We start from the raw sequence: 16612 nt of genomic DNA on the forward strand, positions 1-16612 counted from the left end.
ATAGCCATCGCCGCGCCAATTGGCTTGAATAGCCAGTCGTGCGCGGCGCCTGACCGCTACGCTTTCTGAAACATCTCCAAAGGACTGCGCATGTTTCTCTCCCGCTGGCTACCGGGCCTGGCCAACCTGCTGCACTACCGCCGCGAGTGGTTCCATGCTGACCTGCAGGCCGGCCTGTCGGTGGCCGCGATCCAGATCCCCATCGCCATCGCCTATGCGCAGATCGTCGGCCTGCCGCCACAGTACGGCTTGTATGCCTGCGTGCTGCCGATGATGGTCTATGCCCTGGTCGGCAGCTCACGGCAATTGATGGTCGGCCCGGACGCCGCCACCTGCGCCATGATCGGCGGCGCCGTGGCACCGCTGGCCATGGGCGACCCGCAACGCATCGCCGAGCTGTCGGTGATCGTCACCGTGCTGGTGGGCGTGATGCTGATCGCCGCCGGGGTGGCGCGGGCCGGTTTTATCGCCAGCTTCTTCTCGCGGCCGATCCTCATCGGCTACCTCAATGGCATCGGCCTGAGCCTGCTCGCCGGGCAGTTGTCGAAGGTGGTGGGTTTCAAGATCGAAGGCGACGGTTTCATTCTCAGCCTGATCAACTTCTTCCAGCGTCTGGGCGAGATCCACTGGCTGACGCTAGCCATCGGACTGGCCGGCCTGAGCCTGCTGATCTGGCTACCACGGCGCTATCCGCGGCTGCCGGCGGCGCTGGTGACCGTGGTGGTATTCACCGCCCTGGCCGGACTGTTCGGCCTGGACCGTTTCGGCGTGGCGATCCTCGGCCCGGTGCCGGCGGGCATTCCCGAGCTGGCCTGGCCACAGAGCTCCCTGGCGGAAACCAAGAGCCTGCTGCGCGACGCCCTGGGTATCGCCACCATCAGTTTCTGCAGCGCCATGCTCACCGCCCGCAGCTTCGCCGCCCGCCACGGCTACGCGATCAACGCCAACCATGAGTTCCTCGCCCTGGGCGTGAGCAACCTGGCCGCCGGTATTTCCCAGGGCTTCGCCATCAGCGGCGCCGACTCGCGCACCGCAGTCAACGACATGGTCGGCGGCAAGAGCCAGCTGGTGGGCATCATCGCCGCACTGGTGATCGCCTTGATCCTGCTGTTCTTCACCGCGCCCATGGCCTGGATTCCCCAGGCTGCGCTGGGCGCGGTGCTGCTCATGGCCGGCTGGGGGTTGATCGACGTGAAGTCGCTCAAGACCATCCGCAAGCTCAGCCGTTTCGAGTTCTGGCTGTGCCTGCTGACCACGGTCGGCGTACTCGGCCTGGGCGTGTTGCCGGGCATCGTGTTCGCCGTGACCCTGGCCATCCTGCGCCTGCTCTACAGCATCTACCAGCCCACCGACGCCGTGCTTGGCTGGGTGCCGGGCATCGAGGGCCAGGTGGACGTGCGCCAGCACAAGGATGCCCGCACCGTGCCAGGCCTGCTGGTGTACCGCTTCGACGACGCGATCCTGTTCTTCAACGCCGACTACTTCAAGATGCGCCTGCTCGAAGCCGTACAGAACGTGGAGAAAACCCAGGTGGTGCTGTTCGATGCGGAAGCTGTGACCAGCATCGACGTCAGCGGCATCGCCGCCCTGCGCGAGGTGCGCGACACCCTCGCCGCCCAGGGCATCCACTTCGCCATCGCCCGCGCCCGCGGCACCTTCCTGCGCATGCTGGTGCGTTCCGGGATGGCGCGGGAGATGGAGGAGAAACTGCTGTTCGGCTCGGTACGGGCGGGGATTCGGGCGTATCGGGTATGGCGCAACAGGGCTCGGCGGGAGGGTGCTGCGGATTGAGGGAGGGGGTGGCTTGCGATCCCACTTGGGCGGGCGGGTGCCAGGCGATGGTCTTGCAGCGCTCTCAAGATCGAGCGCCGCGCGGGCGGCGCTCGATCTCATAGACGCAGACGATCCATCGTTGAAAACTTGCGTTACGGCACACAAGCCCGCGCAACAGCCTGTGTCCCCTGCCCAAGCAAGCTGATCAACCCACAGGGCAGGCTCCCCCGCCACTGCAGATAGTCATGCCCCGCCGGAAACTCCACCTGTTCCACCCGGTACCCTTTGGCCAGCAACACATCGCGCAAGTGGCGGTTGGTGTCGAGAATTTTCGGCCCTTCGAACAGACCCGACTGCAAGTAGAACCGCAGTGGCTGGCGTGGCGCCTTGACGTACTCGCGGGTCAGCCAGCCAGATTCGTCACCGGCCATCGGCCACCAGTAGGAACCGGACATGCTCAGCACATTGCCGAACAACTCCGGGTGCCTGAGGCCCAGGTAGGCCGACGCCAGGCCGCCGTAGCTGGACCCTGCTACCACAGTGCGCGAGGCCGGTGCCGCGAGCCCCTGGTGGCTGGCCCAAGGCATCAGTTCCTCGGCCATGAACCTTGCGAACAGTGGATTAGGCGGCAACTCCCGCTCGCGGCTTTGGCTGCTGGGGTTGGCGATGATCAGCGCCGCAGTGGGCGGGATCAGGCCGTCGGCAATCAGGTTGTCGAGTATCGTCGGCGTCGGCACCTGGCGGGTGTAGGCATGGGCATCGAACAGCACCAGCAAGGCCTGGTCGGCCTTGCCCGGGCGCCAACCTGCCGGGCGGTAGAGGTAGATGTCGCGCTCGTTGCCCAGCACCTCGCTGGCCAGGCGCCTGCGCTCCAAACTGCCACGGGCCACCCCGGCACGCTCGGCCACCCACGGCTGGGGCGGCGCATCCACAAGTTCCAGCCGTGAGCGCGACAACCAGGCGTCGCCACTGGCGTCGGCGAAGGTATTCGGGTTCAACGGATCGCGCCGGGTACTGGCCAGGATCACCCGGCGGTCGTCGGACACCGGCACATCCGGCGCCATCTGATAACTCAGGCGGGTCGTCGCAGGTACCTCGAAGCTGTGGAACCAGACATCGCTCGTGCCCAGCCGAGACAGCGGTTCGTGATTGCCTGTGGGGGCGCCGAACATCCTCACGTTGTCCCGTGCCCCGCGCCAGAGGAAGGTGACCAGGCGCTTGCCGGGTTGCCCAGCAATGGCCTCGACCAATGGCGTTCCCTCAACGGCACGGGTCTGCCAGAAGCCTTCGCTGGTGCCACCCGTTGCCAGGTGCTGCTGCAGGGCGCGCAGGGTCGGGCTGAGCAGCGCCGCCGGTGTACGGCGTTGCTCGCCGACAGGCAGGACCTGTTCCAGGCTCAGGCTGAAACGCGCCGCCGGGCGTATCGCCAGGGGTTCGGCGCGCACCGCGTAACGGCCGTCCTGCGCCGCGACGAAGAGGAACTCGCGGGGCTGGTCCAGGCCGTCGATCAGCAGCCGCAACGGACGCCCTTCGGCGTCCAGCAGGCGCAGGCTGACGTCACCGTCGAGCCGACCACGCACCAGGTCCCCGGCCTTGAGCGCCACTTGCCAGGCTGGCGGATGCGCTGCGCCGACCTGGCCGGCAACCGGTTTTCCAACCTCGAGATCGGCGTACGCGCCCGCCAAGGTCAGATTCGAATAGAGCATGGCCAGCAGGCATGCTCCGCCCAAGCGCTTCAATCGCTGCATGTTCACCTCAGAAGTCGACGCTGGCGGAGAGTTTGAGCGTGCGCGGTTCGCTGACAGTCGCATAACCATCGTTGAACACACCGGCCCAGTAGGCGCGGTTCTCGACGTTCTCCAGGCTGGCGCGCAGGGTCACGTCCTTGCTCAGCACCTTGGTCGCATAGCGCGCGCCCAGGTCATAGCGGGTCCACTGTGGGATCTTCAGCTGGTTGGCGGAATCGAGGTACTGGGAGCTGCTGTGAATACCCAGCGCGGTCAGGGTCAGGCCCTCGACCCCAGGCAGATCCCACTCGGCGCCGAGGTTGGCCGACCAGGCCGGTACGCCGCGGGCGGTGTTGCCGTCCATGGCGCCATTGGCGGTCTTGCTCAGCACCGCGCGGGTGTAGGTCACGCCACCGAGCAGGCGCACGCTGGGGACGATTTCGCCGAACATCGTCCACTCCACGCCACGGTTGCGCTGCTCGCCGTCGTCGTTGTAGCGATTGCTGGGCTTGTCGTAGATCATGCTGGGCTTGTCGATCTGGAACACCGCCAGCGTGTGGGTGAAGTCGCCCAGATCCCACTTCACCCCGGCCTCCATCTGCTTGGCGACATAGGGCGCGAACTGCTCGCCGTAGTTGGCGGCCTTCTGGTCGGTGACCATGCCACCCTGGGTCAGGCCCTCGATGTAGTTGGCATACAGCGATACCGGCGCCTCCCAGGGCTTGAGCACGATACCCACGGCGGGGGTCAGCTTGCGCTCGTCGTACGAAGGGTTGCTCATCTTCTGCCGCACGCGCTGGGAACGCACGCCGAGGGTGAGCAGCACACGCTCGTCCAGGAAGCCCAGGGTATCTGCCACGGCAAAGCTCGAAAGGGTGTTGTCGCCGGTCTTGTCGCTGCTGCCGTGGTCACCCGCGATGATCGCCTTGCCCGGGTGGTAGATGTTGGTGGGGTACTTGGCGCCGGTGACCGTCGGCGCACGGCCGATGTCCTGGTGCAGCAAGGTGGTGCTGAGCACCAGTTGGTGGCTGACCGGACCGGTCATGAAGTTGCCGCGCAGGCCGGCCTCGGTGGAAAGACTGTGGGTGTAGCCGGCCTGGTTGTAGGTTTCCCCCGTGGCCGTGCCGTCGGCCTTGTTCACCACCACCCGGGTGCCGTTGAGGAAACCATCGTAGCGGGTGCGCGCGCCGCCGACGCTGGCGTAGGCGGTCCAGCTGTCATCGAGCTGGTACTCGCCACGCACCACCACGGCCTTGCTGATCTGCCGGGCGTGGATGCCTTCGAGGATGTTGGTATCCGGCTTGGGCGCGCGGGTCACGTGCTTGAGGCCGCTGAAACCGGCCATCATCGGGCTGCCGTTCTCCAGCTTCTCGTGGCTTTCGTAGGCATCCAGTTCGAGCTTGAAGTCATCGCCCCGATAGTCCAGTGCCAACGCCGCCAGGGTGCGGTCCTTGGATTGTTCGTCGACACCCGTGTCGCCGCTGCCATAAACGCCGTTGAAGCGAATGCCGAAGCGCCCCTCGGCAAAGCGCTGGCCGACATCGACGTGCTCGGCGACATAACCCTCGGACACGTAGCTGGTGGTCAGCCGGGTCAGCGGCGTATCGCCGGCGCGCTTGGGCACCAGGTTGACCACCCCGCCCACGCCACCGTTGGGCGCCATGCCATTGAGCAGCGCGCCCGGCCCCTTGAGCACTTCGACGCGCTCGAGGAATTCGGTCGGCACATGGCCATCGGGCGCCAGGCCGTACAGGCCACCCAGCGCCAGCTCGGTGGAGTCCAGCGCATAGCCGCGGATCATGAAGTTCTCGTAGGCATGCCCTTCGCCGGTGCTGAAGCGGATCGACGGGTCGTTGCGCAACACCGCGCCGACCGTGCCGCTCTGCTGGTTCTCGATGGTCTTGGCGGTGTAGGCGGTGACACTGAAGGGGGTGTCCATCAGGTCGCGATTGCCCAGCATGCCGATGCGCGCGCCGCGGGCCACCTGGCCACCACTGTAGCTTTCCGGCAGGTCACTGTTGAAGCCAGAGGCGTTGACCGTGGTCGCCCCCAAGGTCAGGGCACCCTGGTCAGTCGGGCCGCGCAGGATGATCACGCCGTTTTCCTCCACCGCCACCAGGTCGCTGCCGGCCAGCAGCTGGCGCAGCGCCTGCAGCACGGTGTAGCGCCCCTGCAAGGCAGGCGTGCTGCGCCCGGCCAATACACGGCTATCGGCGGCGATCGCAACTCCCGAGGCATGGGCCAGGGCATGCACCGTGGCCTCCAGCGACTGGCCCGGCAAGTCGAGGTTCAGCGGCTGGCTATCGGCCAGGGCCAGGCCGCTGCCACCCAGGGCGCAGGCCAGTGCCAGGCGCCGCAGGGTGCCGGGGAAGCGGGAGGTGAAAAGCGACATGATCAATCCTTGCAGGAGGTGGGTTCACAGCTGATGACGCGGCAGCGGCGGTTTACCCCTCAAACGTTTTTCAGAGGATCAGCGCGGCACGATCAGACGTTGCCCACCCAACGCCTGCACGCTGACCGGCAGGATGCCCGGCAAGGCATCGAGCAGTACCTCAGGCCGGTCACTGGGGAAACTCCCGGTCAATCGCAGGTTGACCAGCCCGGGATCGACCTTGACGGCCTGCGCGGCATAGGCGTTCAGCTCACCGATCACCTCTACCAGCGGCTGATCGGTGAACGACCACCAACCGCGCTGCCAATGCGCCTGGTCCGGCCCGTAATGGCCACCGGCACGCAGGCTGCCCAACCGCCCTTCTCCCTCCAGGCAGATGCGCTCGCCAGCCTGCAACACCTGTTCGCCGCCCTGCAGGTCGCGTACCTGCACCCACCCCCTGGCTACGGCCACCTGGACCTGGCCACCCCGGTCGCTGACCGTGAACGCGGTGCCCAGCACCTGTACCACGCCCAGGCGCGTGCTGATCAGGAATGGCCGCCACAGCTCATGAGCCACATCGAAGTAGACATTACCGTGCAGCAGCAGGACCTGGCGCTGGCCGTGATCGAAGCGCACCCGCAGGTTGCTTTCAGCGGCCACCAGCAGCTGGCTGCCATCGGGCAATGCCAAGGCCTGCGGCGCTTGCGCGTGGGCTGTCTGCAGGTCCTGCCGGAACGGCGCGGTGCGCTTGTACATCCAGCCCAGCCAGCCACCTGCGGCCAGCAGCAAGGCCAGCGCGCCGCCCTGGCGCAGCACCCGCCGACGCCCCACATCACAGGCCTGCGGTTGCAAGGCGCCACGCAGTTGCGGAGCGAGGCGGTGAACCAGTTGCCAGCGCTGCTCGGCCTCCAGCCAGGCGCGCTCATGCTCGGCGCTGCGACCGCGCCAGCGCCGCGCCAGGCCATGGGTCTTGCGCACGCGTTCGGGATCATCCCCTTGCAGCGCCGCCAGGTAGACCAGCGCCTGCTGCACCTTGCGTGGCGCGGCCGGCTCAATCATGACGGCTCGCCAGGCGCAGCTCGGACAGGTCGAAGACCGCCCGGGCGATATGCAGCTCGACCGCCTTGGCCGACAGCCCCAGGGCCTCGCACACCTCACGATGACTGTGGCCGTGCAGGCGCACGCGGACGAACACTTCGCGACGCAGCTTGGGCATGCGTTCGATGCGGGCGATCAGGTGTTGCAACTGTTCGCGCGCAATCATGATTTCTTCCACGCTGGGGCTGAGCCAATCGGCCCGCGCCAGCCAGTCTTCCAACGCCGCCAGTTCAGTGCTGCGCCGGCGGTACTGGTCGATGCACAGGTTGCGCGCCGCCTGGAACAGCAAGGCCCGGGCATTGATTACCGGTGCGTTGAGCGCATGGGCGTAGGCCTGGGCGAAGCTGGATTGGGCGATATCAGCGGCGTCGTCAGGATTGCGCAGCCGCCCGCAGAGGTAGCGGCGCAGATCACTGTAATGGGCAAGCAGGTCGTCGACGGCTGCCTTGAGGGCTGGCCGGGCCTGCCAACTGGAAAGGGAGGTCATTGCGGATGTGGCGAGGACCGTTAATAGGAATCCCTATCATTCTCACACATGTCATTCGGCCATCGCCAGCATCATCTTGCCGATCAGTAACCCAGCTTGCGCAGCAACTGGCCTTCGTTCTGTGGCATCGGTCGTTTATAGAAACGCATCAGCTCACCGGCACGGTTGGTGAATATGCCGTCGACGCCGGCTTTCATCGCCTTGTCGAAATCCACCGCCTCGTCGAGGGTGTACACATGCACCAGCAGCCCCTTGTCGTGGCTGGCCTGGTTCATCCAAGGCTGGATCAGGTCGGAGTAGCTCTGCTCGCCGAGGTGGGTGCGGATTGCCGAAGGGCCGGTACCAATGGCGCCGCCGGCCTTGGCATAGTCGAGCCAGCGCTGGAACTCGGCACGGTCCTTGGGTTGCTGACGGGCGTAGAAGGCCGACTTGTCCTGCTCACCGGATTCGGCGAAGTCCTGCCCCGAGGCCGGCTCGATGCTGCCCTTGGCTACCCACAGCAAGAGGATCTTCGGCACCTGCGGCATGGCCTCGTGCAGCAGCTTGAGGCTGTTGCGATCGAATGTCTGCAAGATCACCTTGCCCGGCTTGTCGAGCCAGCCACGAGCCTCGAGGCGCTTTTTCAGGTCCTGTTCGATACCGGGAAACTGCGCCGGCTCTTTGGTCTCGATGTACAGCCCCGGGTGACGCTCGGGGTTGCCTTCGGCGATATCGATCACTTCGTCCAGGGTCAGGATGCGCTGGCCCTTGAACGCTGCCCGGGCACGCTCGGGATAGGCCTTGTTGAACCAGCTGCCGGCGTCCAGCGCCTTGAGTTCGGCCAAGGTGAAGGCGCTGACCGGGCTTGCCTCGCGCTCGGGGTAACGTTCGGCGACGTCGCTGGTGCGTGCCAGCACATCGTCGTGGACCACCACCAGCACACCATCGCGGGTGCGCTGCAAGTCCATTTCCAGGTAGTCGGCGCCCAGTTCGCGGGCCAGCAGGTAGGCGGGGGTGGTGGACTCGGGCGCGTCGAACGAGGCGCCACGGTGGGCGATCACGGCCGGATGCGGGATGTCCTGGGCCTTGGCCAGGGCCTTGCCGTCGGTGGCATGGGCCGCGGTACTCGCCAGCAAGGTGGCCAGGAGAAGGGTCTTGTACATGGGTAGTCCTTTGCAGATCGGGGCCGGCCTCTGGAAGACGCCGGCAAGGTCAACGGTGCAGTCCTTGAGGGCGCAAGCCTCGCACACTCTGCATGACATGCTAAAGTCCCCGGCGTTTTCCGCCCCACCCATTGGATCGCCCATGCCCGCACTCGACGCCCACCTGCCCACCTGGGCCGACCTCAACCAGCGCCACCCCAGCACCGCCCTGCTGCTGGGCAATGGTGCCAGCCGCGCGTTGTGGAAACCGTTCGGCTACTTCTCGCTGTTCGAGGAAGCCCAGCGGGTGCGGCACAAGGCATTGGGGGTGAGCGACCAGGCACTGTTCAAGGCCTTGGGCAGCGAACTGTTCGAGCCGCTGCTCAGCACCCTGAACACCACGGTACGGGCCAACGCCGCGCTGGCGATCAACTCCACCGCACCGCTGAATCGCTATTACTCGATCAAGGAAGCGCTGATCCACGCGGTGCGCGCCGTGCATCTGCCCTGGCCGCGCTTCCCCAGCGCGACGCGCGCGGCCATCAACCAGGCGCTGCGCCAGTACCGCAGCGTCTACACCAGCAACTACGACCTGATCCTGCCCTGGGCCGTGGCCGAAGATACGCAAGGTTTCGCCAGCCTGTTCGACGAACAGGGCTTCTTCGATGTGCGCCGCAGCCAGGCCGACGGTATCCGCATCCTCCATCTGCACGGCGGCATGCACCTGCTCAAGCTGCCCGACGGCAGTACCCGCCAACGCAGCGCGGAACAGGCCGAACTGCTCGAAGGCTTCGCCGTGAACATTCCCGGCGAAGTACCGCTGTTCGTCAACGAAAGCCGCAGCGAAGACAAGCTGCGCGCCATCCGCAACTCCGACTACCTGTCCTGGAGCCTGGGACAGCTGGCCCGCGAACACGACGGATTATGCTTGTTCGGCCAGCACCTGGACGCCAGCGACCAGCACCTGCTCGACGCCATTCGCCAGGCGCGGCCCAAGCACCTGGCCATCGCCATCCGGCCGCTGAGCGAGGCATCGGTCATCAACCAAAAGCAGCACTTCATTGATCGCTTTGGCGATCTTTCGCAGGTTCCGCTGCACTTTTTCGATGCTTCCAGCCACCCCCTGGGCTTGGCTGAACTGGCCATCCCCGTTCCGGCCGCACAGGATCGACGGCGCTGAGCAACACACTTTGCAAATGTAAATAATTCTCGATAAGATCCGCACCCTTTCCTCCCCGCCAGCCCCGGAAAGCGTGCATGCAGCGCCCCAAGCCCGACCCCGTCGCCCACGGTTTCTATGCCGACATCCTGCATTTCCTGCGCAAGCGCATGGACAATGCCAGTGACGCTGCGGACATGACCCAGGATGTGTTCGCCCAATGGCTGGGTTACCGGGATCGGGCCAAGGTGGAGCAGCCGCGCGCGTTCCTGTTCCAGGTGGCGCGCAACCTGCTGAGCGACCATTGGCGCAGGCAGAAAGTGCGCCATGCGGCGTTGGCCGACGACACCCTGCCCGAGCAGCAGGGCGCGCCGGCCAACGACCCGCTGGACCACGCCCAGCAGCAGCAACGGCTGAATCAATTGCGTCAGGTACTCGCGGAACTCTCGCCGCGACGCCGCGAAGCCCTTATGCTGCACCGTTTCGAAGGCCTGACCCAGGCCCAGATCGCCGAGCGCATGAACATTTCCGTCAGCATGGTCGAGAAGCACATCGCCGCCGCCCTGCTGCAATGCAAGCAACGCCTGGACAGTGACAACGGCACGGAGCAGTTCCCATGATTCCCACCGACGAGCTCGACCCGCGCCCGATCGACGCCCAGGCGGCGAGCTGGTTCAGCCGCAACCGCAACCAGCCTTCACGAGAGGACCGCAAGGCGTTCGCCCAGTGGATGCAGACGCCCGAGCACACCCGCGCCTATCGTCAGTTCGAACAACTGTGGGATGACCTGGCCGCGCTCAAGCAAGCCAGTCGTCCCCTGCCGTTGCCGGTACGCCGGACGCGACACTGGCGCCCGGCCCTGGCAACGGCGGCGGCCCTGCTCTGCACGGTGCTGGCCGGTAACCTGGGGGCAGGCAGCGAAGCCTTCAGCCAAACCATCAGCGCCGGTCAGACACTGCAGGCACTGCAACTGCCCGACGGCAGCCAGCTGCATGTCAATGCCCAGACCCGGCTGCGCCTGGACTTCAACGCCGAACAGCGACTGATCCACCTCGATCACGGCCAGCTGTACATCGAGGTGGCGCCCGACAAGGAGCGGCCACTGTTCGTCGATGCCGGCAGCGGCCGCGTGCGTGTGGTCGGCACTGGCTTCGATGTGCGCCGAGGCGACCGGGAACTGGTGGTGGCGGTGGCCCATGGCCAAGTGGCATTCGACACTCCCGGCGAACGGCAACCGCCCTTGCTGCTCAGTGCCCGCCAAGGTGCCACCTACGACCTGGCACGCGGCACCCTGACCCAGCGTGAGTTGGGCGAGCAACAAGTGGCCGACTGGCGCGAGGGCCACGTGAGTTTTCGCAACCGCGAACTGGCCAGCCTGATCGACGAACTCGACCTGTATCGCCAGCACCCGGTGGTACTGGCCGATCCAGCGCTTGGCCGCTACAAGGTGTCCGGCAATCTCGACGTCCACGACCCGGATGCCCTGCTCAATGCCCTGCCCGCCCTGTTACCGGTCAAGACCACCTTGCTGGCGGACGGTCGCGTGCGTATCGAGCGCCGCTAAAAAATAATTTGAGAATTTTTATCATTCGCAGGTGAGGTTTTGTCGCAACATCGCGTCTTCCTCCCCGCCTGCCGCGTGATGGCGGGCTTTTTCCGGCCTTTTGCCGTTTGGGGGAAACCATGTTGTCCGCGTTGCGTCCATTGCACTGCCTGCCTGTCCGACCCACATTGCTGGCCCTGTGCCTGGCCATGAGCCTGGCCGCCGAAGCCGCCCCGGTACCGTTCGACCTGCCGGCGCAACCGCTGGCGCGCTCGCTGAGCCAACTGGCCCAGCAGGCCAAGGTCCAGTTGCTGTTCGACGAAGCGCTGCTCGGCAGCGCCCAGGCACCGGCCCTGAAAGGGGACTTCGAAGCCGAAGCGGCGATCAGCCGTCTGCTGGTGGGCAGCCGCTTCAACGTGGTGCGCATGGGCAATACCTACGTGGTGCGCCTGCGCGAAGACGACCCAACGGCAGACAACAGCCTGCAACTCAGTGCCGTGAGCATCGTTGGTGACGGTCAGCAAGTCGATGCCGGCAACGTAGGGCGCTCGACGCTCGACCAGGAGCAGATCGACCGCTACCAGCCCAGCAACATTCCCAGCGTGCTGGCAACCCTACCGGGGGTGAACATGGGCGGCTCGTCCAAGCCCGGCGGCCAGACCATCAACATCTGGGGCTTCGGCGACGCCGAGGACGTGCCGATGACCCTCGACGGTGCGCCCAAGAGCGGCTTCGAGCGCTATCAGCAAGGCACCATCTTCATCGAGCCCGAGCTGATCAAGCACATCGAGGTCGAAAAAGGGCCGCACTCGGTCAAGACCGGCAACGGCGGTTTCGGCGGCAGCGTCAACATGGAAACCAAGGACGCCGGCGACCTGCTGCAAGAGGGCCGCAACAGCGGTGCGATGCTCAAGTACGGCTATGGCAGCAACGACCACCAGCAGATCTACAGCTCGGCATTGTTCGGCCGTACCGACGATGGTCGCATCGACGGCCTGGTGTATTACACCAAGCGCGACGGCGGCAATCTGAAGATGGCCGACAGCCTGCCCGACCCCACCGGCAAATGGCCGATCAACCCCCAGCGCATCCCCTACAGCGCCCTGGACCTGGACGGCGCCCTGCTCAAGACCAACATCCATTTCACCGACGAGCACAGCCTGGGGCTGTCCTGGGCACAATCGGAAAGCCAGCGCTGGACCACCTTCTCGTCGACCGCCTTCAGCACGCCCCCCACCGCGGCGGATATCAAGAAGTACGGCTACGAAGCCGCCCTCAAGCGCTTCCTCGCCAACCGCCGCACCATCGACACCACCTGGTCGGCCACCTACAAGTACCAACCGATCGAGAACCCGTGGGTGGACCTGCAGGTGAAGTACTCCGAATCGGACACCAAGCAGACCGATGAACGCGACGCCACGGCGTTCTTCCAGCCCGCCACTGGCGGGCGCAAGATGGACACCGAATACAAGGACCGCATGCTCGATGTGAAGAACACCAGCACCTTCCTCACCGGTCCCCTGGAACATGCGCTCACCGCAGGTGTGCAGGTGCGTCGCCATGACCGCGACACGCAGATGTGGATGCCCGGCAAGACCTACGAAGTACCCAAGTACAACTATGGTCACTACCAGCCGTACTTCATGCCCAGCGGCCAGGTCGACAGCCAGGGCTACTACCTGCAGGACGCCATCACCCTGGGCGACCTGACCATCACCCCGTCGTTGCGCTACGACCATGTGACCAACGAGGGCAAACCCAACCAGGCGCCGTACTACAACAACCCGGCGGCTGGCCACGACTACAGCGACAAGACCTACAGCGGCTGGTCGCCACGTCTGTCGCTGTTCTGGAAGATGAACGAACAGACCGCGTTGTTCGCCGACTACAGCAAGACCTGGCGCGCCCCGGTGCTGGATGAACAGTATGAAGTTCAGGGTGTCGGCAGCCGCACCGCCACCAGTCGCAACCTCGATCCCGAGCGCATCACCGGTGTGCGGGTGGGCAGCATCAGCACCTTCAACAACGTGTTCAGCCAGGGCGACAGCGCGCAGATTCGCACCATGGCGTTCCACAACAAGGTCACCGACGAGATCTTCAAGGCCACCGGCATCGGCTGCCAGGCGCAACTGGTCAGCGGCGGCACCATCGCCAACACCTGTGGCGACGGGCTGATGGGCAACTACCGCAACATCGGCGACGTGACCTACAAGGGTTTCGAAATCGAGACCTTCTACGACGCCACCTACTGGTTCGGCGCGGTGTCGTACTCGTGGATGGAAGGCCGCCACGAGGGCGCGTACACCAACCCCTGGGGCCCGGATGTATGGGCCAAGGATGTACCGGCACCGAAATGGATCACCACCCTGGGCGTGAAGATCCCGGCCTGGGACGCCCGGGTCGGCTGGACCGCGCAGTTCGTCGGCGCCACCCACCACCTGCCCAGCGACAAGTACTTCGAGGGCCCCGCGAGTGCGCTCGGTGACCGTTACTACGACAACTTCGGCAACGAGAAGTACCAGATCCACGGCCTGTTCGCCAACTGGAAACCGCAGCAACCCTACCTCAAGGGCACCGAGGTCAACCTGACCGTGGACAACCTGTTCAACAAGGCCATCCGGCCGGAGCTGTCGGGCGAGAACGCCTATACCCAGGGACGCAATGCCAAGATCAGCGTGACCCGGTTCTTCTGAGCCCACTGGCAGGCAATGATGCAATGGAGTGCATCACCTGCCGTTCGCCACCCGCTCCTGGGCCCTGGCGACATTCACCTGCATCGCCACGATGGCCAGCTCATGGACTGCCTGGGCAACGGCATGCGTGCCGCGCGTCTGCATCCACGACAGGATGTCGGCGAGGTGCCAGAGCGAGAGCGTGCCGTCATGCACCGGGGCCGGAAAGCTGCGGTGATGGGTGAGCATGAGCTTGCGCATGTTCTGCCGGGAAACACCCACCAGCTCCGCAACATCGGTCAGGCCGACCAGGTCGGGACTGACCTCGATCAGCCGGGCATCCGGCAACACTTGCCGCACATCCACGACCGGCGGCCCTCGGAACAGACCGACTCCATTACATCCCGGAGCCATGAGAGCCCTCGTATGAGGGCTGCCAGGTGCTTGGCGACAGCCTTTCAGCGCCTATCAGATCGAGCGCCGCGCGGGCGGCGCTCGGTATCCCAGGCGCTGCATCTTTCCAGTCAACCGACCGGTAGCCCACGCAAAGCATGAATGGACCTTAACCAGCGATCAGCCCATCCGCCTTCAGCAGGGTCTCCAGGCAATGCTCGCGCACCCCATAGAACGCCTTGAGCTCGGCGATTTTCTCCAGCAGACCCGCATTGTCCTGGGGCTGACGGCGCTTGACCGCAAGGATCATCTTGTTCTTGTTGGTGTGCTCGAGCGAGATGAACTCGAACACCTTGGTCTCGTAGCCGCAAGCTTCCAGGTACAGGGCGCGCAGGCTGTCGGTGAGCATCTCGGCCTGCTGGCCCAGGTGCAGCCCGTACTGCAGCATCGGTTGCAACAACCCCGGGCTGTGCAACTGCGGGCGGATCTGCTTGTGGCAGCACGGCGAGCACATGATGATCGCAGCGTTACAGCGAATACCGGTGTGGATGGCATAGTCGGTGGCGATGTCGCAGGCATGCAAGGCGATCATCACATCGATGGCCTCAGGCACCACGCTGCGCACATCGCCGCATTCGAACACCAGGCCCGGATGCTCCAGGCGCGCGGCGGCGGCATTGCACAACTCGACCATGTCCGGGCGCAGTTCGACGCCAGTGACCTGCGCCTCACGCCCGAGGGTGTTGCGCAGGTAATCGTGCATGGCGAACGTCAGGTAGCCCTTGCCCGAACCGAAGTCGGCGACCTTCAGGCTTTGCTGCGCGTCCACGGGCGCACCGCTCAAGGCATGGTCGAAGACTTCGATGAACTTGTTGATCTGCTTCCATTTGCGCGACATCGACGGGATCAACGCACCTTGCGCGTCGGTCACCCCAAGGTCGCGCAGGAACGGCCGCGACAGCGCCAGATAACGCTTCTTCTCCCGATCATGCCCGCCAGCGCCCGCCTCGCGTGGGGCCGGCTGTGCCACGTGCCGGCGCAACATCGGCTTGCCCTTCTTGCTGAACTCCAGCTGCACCTCGCCGGCAGCGGTGAACAGGTGTGCGTTGCGAAAGCTCTCCGGCAACAATTCGGCCACCAACGCCTGCGCCTCGTCCAACCCCAGGTTGCGGGTGATGTCACGGGTCTGGTGACGGTAGACCAGCGACAAGCAGGCCTGGCCCTTGATCTGCACCGGCTTGGCGATGATCCGCTGCAGGGTCTGGTCGGCGCCGACATGGCGGGCCAGTACCAGCTTGCTCAGGCTGCCGTCGCCCAGGGCATCGGCGAGCAGGCTCAGGAACTGGGCGCGCGCGTCCGGCGCGCCAGGGGCGAAGGAAGGGGAAGACATGGGAACGGGTGCCTCGAAATGCGGGGAGCGCGATGCGCAATGCCGGGCATTCTACGTCGATGGTGCCCCTGGCGAAACACACCCCTGCTCACCAACGGTCAGTCGAGAATCACCAGGCGGTTGGGCAGCTCGTTGCGCGCATGGGTCGGAGGAACATGTTCACTGAGCAGCTCGCCGCAAGCCTCGATACATTCGACGAAGCCTTGCAAGGTATGGCCCTGGCGCACCTGGTCGGTGAAACGGGCGACGATCGCCTCGCGTGCCTGCTCGGGCAAATGCCGGGCAATGCCCTCGTCCACCAGGATCTCGACATGACGCTCGGCTTCACTGACGAAGATCAGCACCCCCGTGGCACCGGCGGTACGCTGCAGGTTGAGCTCGAGAAACTGCTGGCGGGCCAGGCCCGAAGCGCGCCGGCGTCGCAGTATGGACGGCACCACCCAGGCGGCCAGGCGCGGATGGCGCAACACCAGACACAGGCTGATGAAGGTCAGCATCTGCGCCAGCAACAGGCCATTGACGCCGATACCACCCAGCCACAGGTGCAACACGCCGGGTATCAACAAGGCCAGCAAGGCGGCCCAAAGTAACGGCAGGTAGGGAAAATCATCGGCACGGCGAGCCAGCACGGTCACAAGCTCGGCGTCGGTGCGCCGTTCGGCACGGGCGATCGCCTCGGCGATCTGGCGCTGTTCGTATTCGGTCATGCCATCGTCTCTCGAGCGTTCTTATCATTGTTATCCCGGCAATCGGGTGGGCGAGAGTGTATCTCAACAAGTGCCTCAGATAAGGCATAATCCGCGACTGCGTCGGATCATGGATGAATGATCCACTGAACGGCCAGCGGACTCGACAACAAGGCGTACGAAACGTCT

At 65.2% G+C, this 16612-nt stretch carries 12 protein-coding genes and 1 pseudogene; 5 read left to right on the forward strand and 8 right to left on the reverse strand.

Features of this window, described 5'->3' with window-relative positions:
* Window positions 1-90: 90 nt before the first annotated feature.
* Window positions 91-1791: a SulP family inorganic anion transporter gene (locus tag KSS90_RS20535; protein ID WP_217867043.1), complete on the forward strand. Its 1701-nt coding sequence runs from the start codon at window positions 91-93 to the stop codon at window positions 1789-1791.
* Window positions 1792-1925: 134 nt separating this feature from the next.
* Here KSS90_RS20535 and KSS90_RS20540 read toward each other — a convergent pair whose 3' ends face one another.
* The 5 genes from KSS90_RS20540 to KSS90_RS20560 all read right to left on the reverse strand — a co-directional run bounded on the left by KSS90_RS20540 (window position 1926) and on the right by KSS90_RS20560 (window position 8601).
* On the reverse strand, window positions 1926-3479 hold the full coding sequence (locus KSS90_RS20540) for an alpha/beta hydrolase (protein WP_217867044.1): 1554 nt from the start codon (window positions 3477-3479) through the stop codon (window positions 1926-1928).
* Window positions 3480-3528: 49 nt separating this feature from the next.
* Window positions 3529-5892, reverse strand: coding sequence for a TonB-dependent receptor (locus KSS90_RS20545; protein WP_217867045.1), 2364 nt, complete (start codon window positions 5890-5892; stop codon window positions 3529-3531).
* Between the two features lie 78 nt (window positions 5893-5970).
* Window positions 5971-6933 carry a FecR family protein gene (locus KSS90_RS20550; protein ID WP_217867046.1) on the reverse strand — a complete coding sequence of 321 codons (963 nt, stop codon included), beginning with the start codon at window positions 6931-6933 and terminating at the stop codon, window positions 5971-5973.
* On the reverse strand, window positions 6926-7459 hold the full coding sequence (locus KSS90_RS20555) for an RNA polymerase sigma factor (RefSeq protein WP_217867047.1): 534 nt from the start codon (window positions 7457-7459) through the stop codon (window positions 6926-6928). The genes KSS90_RS20550 and KSS90_RS20555 overlap by 8 nt, the downstream gene beginning before the upstream one ends.
* An 83-nt stretch (window positions 7460-7542) precedes the next feature.
* Window positions 7543-8601: a glycerophosphodiester phosphodiesterase family protein gene (locus KSS90_RS20560; RefSeq protein ID WP_217867048.1), complete on the reverse strand. Its 1059-nt coding sequence runs from the start codon at window positions 8599-8601 to the stop codon at window positions 7543-7545.
* A 142-nt stretch (window positions 8602-8743) separates the two neighbouring features.
* Here KSS90_RS20560 and KSS90_RS20565 point away from each other — a divergent pair, with 142 nt between their 5' ends.
* The 4 genes from KSS90_RS20565 (at window position 8744) to KSS90_RS20580 (ending at window position 13975) form a co-directional block, all read left to right on the forward strand.
* Window positions 8744-9760: a DUF4917 family protein gene (locus KSS90_RS20565; RefSeq protein WP_217867049.1), complete on the forward strand. Its 1017-nt coding sequence runs from the start codon at window positions 8744-8746 to the stop codon at window positions 9758-9760.
* A 77-nt stretch (window positions 9761-9837) separates the two neighbouring features.
* Window positions 9838-10359 (forward strand): RNA polymerase sigma factor, encoded by a 522-nt coding sequence (locus tag KSS90_RS20570; RefSeq protein ID WP_217867050.1) that lies wholly within the window; start codon window positions 9838-9840, stop codon window positions 10357-10359.
* Complete coding sequence (locus KSS90_RS20575) at window positions 10356-11303, forward strand: FecR family protein (RefSeq protein WP_217867051.1); 948 nt, start codon at window positions 10356-10358, stop codon at window positions 11301-11303. The genes KSS90_RS20570 and KSS90_RS20575 overlap by 4 nt, the downstream gene beginning before the upstream one ends.
* A 119-nt stretch (window positions 11304-11422) precedes the next feature.
* The gene (locus KSS90_RS20580) at window positions 11423-13975 is read left to right on the forward strand and encodes a TonB-dependent receptor (RefSeq protein ID WP_217867052.1); all 2553 of its coding nucleotides are present in this window, start codon (window positions 11423-11425) and stop codon (window positions 13973-13975) included.
* A 33-nt stretch (window positions 13976-14008) separates the two neighbouring features.
* Here the strand turns inward: KSS90_RS20580 and KSS90_RS20585 are convergent.
* From KSS90_RS20585 to KSS90_RS20595, 3 genes and pseudogenes are all read right to left on the reverse strand, one after another.
* A pseudogene (locus tag KSS90_RS20585) lies at window positions 14009-14323 on the reverse strand (helix-turn-helix transcriptional regulator); the annotation flags it as partial.
* Window positions 14324-14516: 193 nt separating this feature from the next.
* Entirely contained in the window at window positions 14517-15737 is a 1221-nt protein-coding gene (locus tag KSS90_RS20590; protein WP_217867054.1) for a class I SAM-dependent methyltransferase, read from the reverse strand.
* A gap of 98 nt (window positions 15738-15835) precedes the next feature.
* Entirely contained in the window at window positions 15836-16444 is a 609-nt protein-coding gene (locus tag KSS90_RS20595; RefSeq protein ID WP_217867055.1) for a TPM domain-containing protein, read from the reverse strand.
* Between the last annotated feature and the right edge of the window lie 168 nt (window positions 16445-16612).

This window comes from Pseudomonas maumuensis (assembly GCF_019139675.1).
Classification (GTDB): Bacteria; Pseudomonadota; Gammaproteobacteria; order Pseudomonadales; family Pseudomonadaceae; genus Aquipseudomonas; species Aquipseudomonas maumuensis.